We start from the raw sequence: 9,578 nt of genomic DNA, 5'->3' as shown, positions 1-9,578 counted from the left end.
CGTCGAGCTTGAATACGGCCACGGCRTTGACCAGTTCGCCRGCCTGGGCGTTCAGCGCGCTGGCGGCCGCGGCCATTTCTTCCACCAGGGCGGCGTTTTGCTGGGTGGCCTGGTCCATCTGGGTGACGGCTTCTCCCACTTGGCCTACGCCTGCGCTTTGTTCGCTGCTGGCGGCGCTGATCTCTCCCATGATGTCGGTCACGCGGCGGATGGCGCTGACGACTTCGGTCATGGTGGCTCCTGCCTTGTCCACCAGGGCGGTGCCTTGTTCCACGCGTTCCACGCTGGCGGTGATGAGGGCTTTGATTTCCTTGGCGGCTTCTGCGCTGCGCCCTGCCAGGTTGCGCACTTCTCCGGCCACCACGGCAAAGCCCCGTCCTTGTTCGCCTGCACGGGCGGCTTCCACGGCGGCGTTGAGCGCCAAAATGTTGGTCTGGAAGGCGATGCCGTCGATGACGCTGATGATGTCTGCAATCTTGTTGCTGCTGGCGTTGATGCCTTTCATGGTCTCGACGACTTCGGCTACGACGTCTCCGCCTTGTACGGCTACGGTGCTGGCGCTCACGGCCAGCTGGTTGGCGGCCCGGGCGTTGTCGGCGTTCTGGCGCACGGTGGAGCCCAGTTCTTCCATCGACGCTGCCGTTTCTTCCAGCGCGCTGGCCTGCTGTTCTGTGCGCGCGCTCAGGTCGTTGTTCCCCGAGGCGATCTGCGCACTGGCGGACGCTACCCCTTCGGCGTTGCTGCGCACCAGCGCGCTGGCCTGCTGTTCTGTGCGCGCGCTCAGGTCGTTGTTCCCCGAGGCGATCTGCGCACTGGCGGACGCTACCCCTTCGGCGTTGCTGCGCACGCCTGACACCACACGCGCCAGGTTGGCCCGCATGTCGCCCAGTGCATTCAGCAGCTGGCCCATTTCATCCTTGCCGCCCGAAGGCACCTCAGTCGCCAGGTCACCATCGGCAATCGCGAGGGCGGCCAGCACCGCATGGTGGGCGGGGCGCGTGACGGCGCGGGTGATGGCCACGCCCAGTACCGCAGCCAGGGCCACGCACAGGGCCAGCGTGCCCAGCACCCAGATACGCGCCCCGGTGAACACCCGCTGCGCCTCATCGTTGGCCCGCAGGGCGGCTTCCGAATTGATCTTTTGCAGCTCGCCCAGGGTTTCGGCAACAGCCACAAAGGCCGACTCCGATTCGCCCGAATACAGCATGCCCAACGCATCGGCGGTGAGCTCCATGGTCTCGGCGGTGCTGAAGTCCACGCCTTTGGCAATGTCCGCCAGCTTGTCCTGCAAGACCACATAGGCCGCCTTGCGCGTCTTGTAGGCCTGAAAAACCTCGCGCTCCTTGGGCATGTCGATGAGCGGCTCGTAGATCGCTTCCACACGGGTCAGGTCCTTGTGGCGCTGTGCCACCTGCTCGCCAAAGGCCTTGACCTCGGCCGCACTGCGCGCCGTGACCATGCCCGCCTCGGCACGGCGCATGCGATTGAGGAGCACACGCAATTCGCCCGTTTGCGTGACGCTGGGCAGCAGGTTGGTGGCGATCTCCTCGGCGTTGGCGTGGATGCGGGACATTTGTACCAGCGCAATGGCGCCGAGCAAGGCGGTCAGCAATACCACCACCAGGAAACCCGCCGCCAGCTTCACACCGATGCGCAGATCAGAAATTTTCATGAATCACCTCAAAATACCTCGAAACACCGGGACAGCCGCAGCCGTGTAACCAAATGCAGTCTATCAGCGCCCTCCACCCGGACTCGCCTGGCCTGCCTCACCCCGCACGGGTTCCAACTGCAAAAAAAAGCACGCCATCCATGGCGGATGGCGTGCTTTTAATTTAATAGCAACCGGTGCATGAAGCACCGGCGCCAGAGGCCTATCAGGCTTGCGACTTCTTGTAGCTCTCGATGCCGTCGGTGACTTCCTTCTTGGCGGCGTCGATGCCTTCCCAGCCCAGCACCTTGACCCACTTGCCCTTTTCCAGGTCCTTGTAGTGCTCGAAGAAGTGGGCGATGGCGTTGCGGCGCATGGCGTTCACGTCGTCGATGTTCTTCCAGTGGTCGTACATGGGCAGGATCTTGGAGGTGGGCACGGCAATCACCTTGCCATCCACGCCAGCCTCGTCTTCCATCATCAGAATGCCCAGAGGGCGGCAGGGCACGACCACACCGGGGAACAGCGGGTAAGGCGTGATCACCAGCACATCGACCGGGTCGCCGTCACCCGACAGCGTCTGCGGCACATACCCGTAGTTGGTGGGGTAGTGCATGGCCGTGGTCATGAAACGGTCCACAAAAATGGCGCCCGATTCCTTGTCCACCTCGTACTTGATCGGGTCGGCGTTCATCGGGATCTCGATGACGACGTTGAAGCTGTCAGGGACGTTCTTGCCTGGGGGGACGTTGTTGAGGGACATGTCTTTGGATAGTGGTTTGTTGACGATAACCCGCGAGGCCTTCGGCGCTGATGCAGCGCAACGAAGCGTCGGGATTAACCCTGATTTTAGGCGCACGCCCCTTTCTGCCCGCTTGCAAACCGGCGTTTGCCTGTAAATTGGGCCTGTTGGCCAATCGGCTCCTGCGCGAAACGCATGGGTAGCACGAGGAAGCAACGCAGCGGGGAAGCCACCGATGCGTTGGTCCCCCTCCGTGCAACACACCAAGGAGAATTGAATGGCTGCAGGTTCAGCACTGACATCCCCTCTCATCCTCGCACTCGTTTGCGGGCTCATCGCGGTGGCCTACGGCGTCTGGGCCCGGGGCTGGATTCTTTCCAAAGACCCGGGCAATGCCCGCATGCAGGAGATTGCCGCCGCCATCCAGGCGGGCGCCGCCGCCTACCTGGCCCGCCAGTACAAGACCATTGCCATCGTGGGCGTGGTGCTGGCGGTGCTCATCGGCGTGTTTCTGGACGGCACCACGGCGGTGGGCTTTGTGGTGGGCGCCGTGCTCTCGGGCGCGTGCGGCTTCATCGGTATGAATGTGTCGGTACGCGCCAACGTGCGCACCGCGCAGGCGGCCACCCACGGCATTGGCCCGGCGCTGGATGTGGCGTTTCGGGGCGGTGCCATCACCGGCATGCTGGTGGTGGGGCTGGGCCTGCTGGGTGTCACGGGCTTTTACTGGTTTCTGGCGGGGAACGGCAATCTCACGCCCACCGCCCACCTGGCCACACTGCTCAACCCGCTGATCGGCTTTGCGTTCGGCTCGTCGCTGATCTCGATCTTTGCGCGCCTGGGCGGCGGCATCTTCACCAAGGGTGCAGACGTGGGTGCCGACCTGGTGGGCAAGGTAGAGGCCGGCATCCCGGAAGACGACCCGCGCAACCCGGCCGTGATTGCCGACAACGTGGGCGACAACGTGGGCGACTGCGCGGGCATGGCGGCCGACCTGTTCGAGACCTATGCCGTAACGCTGATCGCCACCATGGTGCTGGGCGCCCTGATGGTAGCCACCGCCCAGGTCAATGCGGTGGTGTACCCGCTGGCGCTGGGGGCCGTGTCCATCGTGGCATCCATCATCGGCTGCTTCTTTGTGAAGGCCTCGCCCGGCATGAAGAACGTGATGCCCGCGCTGTACAAGGGCCTGGCGATTGCCGGGGCGCTGTCGCTGGTGGCGTTCTACTTCGTCACGCTGTGGATCATGCCGGACAACGCCATCACGGCCACGGGCTCCCAGTTGCGGCTGTTTGGTGCCTGCGCCACTGGCCTGGTGCTGACGGCCGCACTGGTCTGGATCACCGAGTTCTACACCGGCACGCAATACGCCCCCGTGCAGCACATTGCCCAGGCATCCACCACCGGCCACGGCACCAACATCATTGCGGGCCTGGGGGTGTCGATGCGCTCCACGGCCTGGCCCGTGGTGTTTGTGTGCACCGCCATCATCGTGGCCTACGGTCTGGCCGGTCTGTATGGCATTGCGGTGGCGGCCACGTCCATGCTGAGCATGGCCGGCATCGTGGTGGCGCTGGATGCGTATGGCCCCATCACCGACAACGCGGGCGGCATTGCCGAAATGGCCGAACTGCCCAGCAGCGTGCGCGACATCACCGACCCGCTGGACGCCGTGGGCAACACCACCAAGGCCGTCACCAAGGGCTACGCCATCGGCTCCGCCGGCCTGGCCGCACTGGTGCTGTTTGCCGACTACACCCACAAGCTCGAAACCTATGGCCGGGCCGTGAGCTTTGATCTGTCGGACCCGATGGTCATCGTGGGCCTGTTCATCGGCGGGCTGATCCCGTACCTGTTCGGCGCCATGGCCATGGAGGCGGTGGGCCGCGCCGCAGGCGCCGTGGTGGTGGAGGTGCGCCGCCAGTTCAGCACCATCAAGGGCATCATGGACGGCACGGGCAAGCCCGAATACGGCAAGGCCGTGGACATGCTCACCACCGCCGCCATCAAGGAAATGGTGATCCCCAGCCTGCTGCCCGTGGTGGTGCCGATTGGGGTGGGCCTGCTGCTGGGCCCCAAGGCACTGGGCGGCCTGCTGATGGGCACCATCGTCACGGGCCTGTTTGTGGCCATCAGCATGTGCACCGGCGGCGGCGCGTGGGACAACGCCAAGAAGTACATCGAAGACGGCCACCACGGCGGCAAGGGCTCCGAGGCGCACAAGGCAGCCGTGACCGGCGACACCGTGGGCGACCCCTACAAGGACACGGCCGGTCCGGCCATCAACCCGCTGATCAAGATCATCAACATCGTGGCGCTGCTCATCGTGCCGCTGGTGGTCAAGTTTCATGGCGGGTAAAGCCTCCGCACCACCGTCAAAAAGGGGCCTTGGGCCCCTTTTTGACGCGTAATATTGCATCCACTACAGCAGCCACCGGTACCCAGTCCCACTGAAGATGGCCTTGACACCCACCGCCCCGACCGGCAGCCCCGCTGCACCCCAGCAGCGCATCGTCCAGATCGCGCTCACCCAGGCCCGGCCTGTGGTGGAGCGCGTCATCGAGACCACGCGCATGTCCCTGCAGTCGCGCCTGGACAGTGCCCGCACCCCCGGCGAGCACCACGCGATGCAGGAGGCACGCCAGCAGTTGATGCGGCTGGCATCGGTGATGGCAGAGCGCTACCCCGACGCACTGCGCAAGTCCCTGGACCAGGACACCGCACAGGGCGACGACAAGCCCACGCGCTCCCTGTTCACCGTGCACTTTGACGACCTCGAACTGATGGACGAGGCGCAGATCAACGACAGTGTGGAGCGCGCCCGCGCGCGGCAGGTGCTGATCTCTGCGGTGGAGGGGCCGTTGGCCGACCTGGACGCACTGGTGTGCGCCGCCCAAGGCCTGCCCAGGGTGCAGCCCGAGCACAACCCGCTGCGGCCCGACGTCTTTTTGCAGGCCCTGCAGTCCGTGGTGTCGCAGATGCAGGTCACGCCCCAAGTGCGCCACGACTGGATGGGGCTGATGGCCCAGGCACTGGGCGCCGAGCTGCGCAGCCTGTACCTGGCGCAAATCGACCAGCTCAAGCAAAGCGGCGTGAAGCCAGTGGGCTATGCCATGCGGCAGGCCACGGGCGAGGTGGTCTATGTGGCTCCCGCCGATGGAGGGGTGTCACCCGGTTTCGCGGCCGACAACGACCTGTCTTCTGCGTCAACCAGCACGAGCGACCCGCTGCTGACGCTGGATCGCCTGCGCCGTCTGCTGCTGGGCGAGTTCAACGAGGCACCCGCGCCTGCCGATGTGCATGCAGTCACCGGCGATAGCCAGGAATCGTTTGCTGACCGGTTTGCGCGCGAGTTCGAGCACGCGGCGGAAGGCCTGCCACCCATCGACCCACCGGCCACGGATTTTGCGATGACGGTGCCTGCAGCGTTTGAGGCGCTGCAAGAGATGAACCAGGTCGGCCAGATGATGGAACGCCTGGGCACACCGCGCGCGTCCGCTGGCAGCGGTGCAGACGGCAACCCTGCAGCCGCGCAGCGGCAGCAGGTACAGGGCCTGGGCCAGGCCTTGAGCATGGAGGTGGTGGCGCTGATGGTGGACAACATCGCACGCGACACCCGGCTGCTGTGGCCGGTGCAGCAGTTCATCCGCGCGCTGGAGCCTGCGCTGATGCAACTGGCGCTGGTCGACCCCCGCTTTTTCAGCCACAAGGAGCATGCCGCGCGCTGCCTGCTGCAGGACATCACCGACCGCAGCCTGGCCTTCAACAGCCCCGAAGCCCCGGGTTTCCAGAGCTTCATGCGGTCGCTCATGCACATTGCCGGCCCGCTGGCCACCGCCACCATCGACAGCGCCGACGACTTTGAGCAAGTGCTGCAGCAGCTGCACGCCAAATGGGCCGAGAAAGACCAGGCGCTCAAGCAGGAGCGCCAGCGCGCGATCGAAGCCCTGCAGCATGCAGAGCAGCGCCATCTGCTGGCCGCGCAGATATCGCGCGAGATCTGGCTGCTGCCAGACATCGGCAAAGTGCCCGACGCCATCTCGCGCTTTCTGCTGGGCCCCTGGGCCCAGGTCATGGCGGAGGCCCGTCTGTCCGTCAAGCCGGGCACGACCGACCCGGGCCGGTACCAGGAACTGGTGGATGCACTGATCTGGAGTGTGCAGCCCGGGCTGACACGTGCGAACACCGGCCAGCTCGCCCGCCTGCTGCCCAAACTGCTGCCCAAACTGCGCGAAGGCCTGGCGTCCATCGACTACCCAGCCGACCGCACGGAGGCGGTGTTTGAGCTGCTGATGCAACTGCACCAGCAGGCCTTCACACCCGGGCCGCGAGTGGCCGCGCCGTCCCCATCACCTGCGGCAGCTCTTGCGGCACCCGGCGCGGAGCCACCACAACCGGCCCCCCTGGACGAGGACGACCCCTGGGTGGCGCCCTCGGAAGCGAGGGAGTCAGGCTACATGGACGTCTCGCAGGCGCCCGAATCCGAAGAGGGCGATGCCGGCGCCGAGGCGGAGCCCAGCGTCGCAGCAGCCCTGTCTTTGCCCCCCGCCACCATCACCGTGGGTACCTGGGTCAACCTGCAGGTCGCCGGCCAGTGGGAGCGCACCCAGCTGTCCTGGATCGGCTCGCATGGCAACCTGTTCCTGTTCACCAGCGCCTCCGGCCGAACGCAGTCCATGACCCTGCGGCTGCTGGACCGGCTGCTGCAGCAAGGTGCCGTCCAGGTACTGGCCGAGCAGACCGTGGTGGACAACGCCCTGGACGCCGTGGCCCAGACGGCCATGCACAACAGCGTGGAAAGCAGGCACTGACGGCAACGTGCCGGATTTCACACACCGACACCTTGGAACTTGTACTTACCGCCTGCACAACAGGAGTGGTCAAACACCGCAGACGGTGATAACCTGTTTCCATCACTCCAAGGCTTTGCAGAATTCAGGGGAATTTGTCAGGGCCTTAGCCCGCTTTGGCGGGCTTTTTTCTGTGCGTCCCGCTTTGGCGGGTTTGGTTGCGGCTGTCCTGCGCCAACAGAAGCGGCAGCAGCGGTTCAGCGAGAAGTCGCCGCAGGCAGCCAGAGCGTCGCACGCATACCGCCCAATCCCGCAGGCTCCAGATCCAGCCGCCCCCCATACAGTGCCGCCAGCTCCTGCACGATGGCCAGGCCCAGCCCTGTACCAGGCACGGTTTCGTCCAGGCGCACGCCGCGTTCCAGCGCTTGCGCGCGTTGTGCGGGATCAATGCCGGGGCCGTCGTCCTCCACCGTGATCACCAGCTGGCGCTGCGCGGCATCCACGCCGAGGGGCAACGCCTGCGCTTGCAGCCGTACCGCAGACCGAGCCCATTTGCAGGCGTTGTCCAGCAAGTTGCCCAGCATTTCCTGCAGGTCCTGCGCCTCACCCGCGAAGAACAGCGGCGCCGGGGACGGATCGGCACTGATGTCCAGCCCCCGGTCTGCATGCACCTTGTTCATGACGCGTACCAGGCCTTCTACCACCGGCTGCAGCGCAGTGCGCTGCCCGGGCAGGTGTGCAGACGCGGCCACCCGCGACCGGGCCAGATGCCAGTCAATGTGCCGACGTGACACCAGCACCTGCTCACGCACCAGAGCCGCCAGCGCCGCACCATCAGCGGGTGGTTGCGCACGGGCCGCGTTCTCCAGCACCGTGAGGGGCGTTTTGAGCGCATGTGCCAGATTGCCCGCCTGCGTGCGCGCGCGCTCCACCACCTCGCCATGGCGGCGCAGCACGGCATTGAAGTCATCGACCAGTGGCTGCACTTCGGCAGGGAAGCTGCCTTGCAATTGCGAAGCCCGAGCCTCTTGCACGTCTTGCACCGCACGCTGCAGCGCCTGCAGGGGTTTGAGCCCTACGGCCACCTGCGCCCAGGCGGCCGCCGCCAGCAACACCAACAGCGCCGCGAGTGACAGCGCCAGCACCCCGGTAAACCGGGCCGTGGCCGCCTGCGTGGCCTGCAGGTCGGCGGCCACAATGAGGCGCCAACGGGCTTCATGCGTGCCTTCGGCGCGCACAGTGCGCTCCAGCACCAGCAAAGGCGCGCCCTGCGGGCCTGCCATCTCATGCACATGCACGGCGCCATCGCCCAACGCATCCACCTGCAGCGCCAGGCTGGTGTCCCACAACGAGCGCGAGCGCAGCACTCCGGCCCGCCCCTGCCCATCGGGTGCCATGGCGTCCACCTGCCAATACAGGCCCGAATAGGGCTTGAGCCAGCGCGGGTCCGACAGCGCCTCGGCGGCAATCACTGGCTGCCCCTGCGCATCAAACTCCAGGCGGGCCGTGAGCTGGTCCAGTTGCAGCTGCAGCGCGGCTTGAAACTGCTGCTGGACATGCTCGCGAAACAACCCGCTCAGCACCAGCCCAGCCAGCACCATGGCCACGGCCACCCCCGCCAGCGTGACGGCCAGCAGCCGCACCCGCAACGACCGGAGCCAGTGCACGGGCGGCGCAGGTAGCGTACCTGGCGCACTCATGGCGGCACCAGGCGGTAGCCCATGCCACGCACGGTTTCGATGCGGGCCGAAGCCTCTGGGGTAGCCGACGAACCTGCAGAGGGCGACATCTTTTTGCGCAAGCGCCCCACAAACACCTCGATGGTGTTCGAGTCCCGGTCAAAGTCCTGCGCGTAGATGTGTTCGGTCAGCTCCGCACGCGAGACCAGCACGCCGGGCCGGTGCATGAGGTAGTCGAGCACCTTGTACTCATGGGCCGTCAGCGTCACCGGCTGGCCCGCGCAGGTCACACGGCCGCTGCGGGTGTCCAGCGACCAGTCTCCGCACTGCAGCACGGCCGATGCCTGCCCGCTGGCGCGGCGGATCAGTGCACGAAGGCGCGCCAGCAGTTCTTCGAGGTGAAAGGGCTTGGTCAGGTAATCATCGGCACCGGCGTCGATACCCGCGACTTTTTCGTGCCAGTTGTCGCGCGCAGTGAGGATCAGCACCGGCATGTTGCGCCCGTCGGCCCGCCAGCGCTTGAGCACCGTGAGCCCGTCCACCACGGGCAGACCCAGGTCCAGCACCACAGCATCCACCGCCTCGGTCTCACCCAGAAACTGCGCATCGCGGCCGTTATCGGCCTCGTCCACGGTGTAGCCCGCGTCTTGCAGCGCGGTGCGCAGCTGCGCGCGCAGTTGCGTGTCGTCTTCTACCAGCAGGATGCGCATGGGGGT

6 protein-coding genes are annotated in these 9,578 nt (G+C 66.0%); 2 read left to right on the top strand and 4 right to left on the bottom strand.

Annotated features, from left to right (window positions below):
* Together ASD94_RS02385 and ppa are read right to left on the bottom strand one after the other, a co-directional pair.
* Window positions 1-1,672, bottom strand: a 1,672-nt coding sequence (locus ASD94_RS02385; RefSeq protein WP_056638061.1) for a methyl-accepting chemotaxis protein, incomplete at its 3' end; no start/stop codon positions are given.
* A gap of 205 nt (window positions 1,673-1,877) precedes the next feature.
* A complete protein-coding gene (ppa, locus tag ASD94_RS02380) occupies window positions 1,878-2,414 on the bottom strand; it encodes an inorganic diphosphatase (RefSeq protein ID WP_056638058.1) in 537 nt (178 codons plus the stop codon).
* A 256-nt stretch (window positions 2,415-2,670) separates the two neighbouring features.
* Between ppa and ASD94_RS02375 the strand changes: the two genes are divergently transcribed.
* Both ASD94_RS02375 and ASD94_RS02370 read left to right on the top strand, forming a co-directional pair.
* Window positions 2,671-4,752: a sodium-translocating pyrophosphatase gene (locus ASD94_RS02375; RefSeq protein WP_056638055.1), complete on the top strand. Its 2,082-nt coding sequence runs from the start codon at window positions 2,671-2,673 to the stop codon at window positions 4,750-4,752.
* 97 nt (window positions 4,753-4,849) lie between these two features.
* Window positions 4,850-7,204 (top strand): DUF1631 family protein, encoded by a 2,355-nt coding sequence (locus tag ASD94_RS02370; protein ID WP_056638052.1) that lies wholly within the window; start codon window positions 4,850-4,852, stop codon window positions 7,202-7,204.
* Between the two features lie 236 nt (window positions 7,205-7,440).
* Here the strand turns inward: ASD94_RS02370 and ASD94_RS02365 are convergent, their stop codons facing one another.
* Entirely contained in the window at window positions 7,441-8,883 is a 1,443-nt protein-coding gene (locus ASD94_RS02365; RefSeq protein WP_056638049.1) for a sensor histidine kinase, read from the bottom strand.
* Window positions 8,880-9,572, bottom strand: a complete 693-nt coding sequence (locus ASD94_RS02360; protein WP_056638046.1) for a response regulator transcription factor — start codon at window positions 9,570-9,572, stop codon at window positions 8,880-8,882. Before ASD94_RS02360 ends, ASD94_RS02365 begins: the two co-directional genes overlap by 4 nt.
* Between the last annotated feature and the right edge of the window lie 6 nt (window positions 9,573-9,578).

This window comes from Acidovorax sp. Root70 (assembly GCF_001428225.1).
GTDB lineage: Bacteria > Pseudomonadota > Gammaproteobacteria > Burkholderiales > Burkholderiaceae_C > Acidovorax.
Note: the sequence above shows the minus strand (reverse complement) of the source record. Positions and strands in the feature narration are given on the sequence as shown.

Excerpts from the sequence above, each read along its gene's own strand:
- ASD94_RS02375 (WP_056638055.1), top strand. The coding sequence starts at position 2,671 with ATGGCTGCAGGTTCAGCACTGACATCCCCTCTCATCCTCGCACTCGTT.
- ppa (WP_056638058.1), bottom strand. The coding sequence starts at position 2,414 with ATGTCCCTCAACAACGTCCCCCCAGGCAAGAACGTCCCTGACAGCTTC.
- ASD94_RS02360 (WP_056638046.1), bottom strand. The coding sequence starts at position 9,572 with ATGCGCATCCTGCTGGTAGAAGACGACACGCAACTGCGCGCGCAGCTG.
- ASD94_RS02370 (WP_056638052.1), top strand. The coding sequence starts at position 4,850 with ATGGCCTTGACACCCACCGCCCCGACCGGCAGCCCCGCTGCACCCCAG.
- ASD94_RS02365 (WP_056638049.1), bottom strand. The coding sequence starts at position 8,883 with ATGAGTGCGCCAGGTACGCTACCTGCGCCGCCCGTGCACTGGCTCCGG.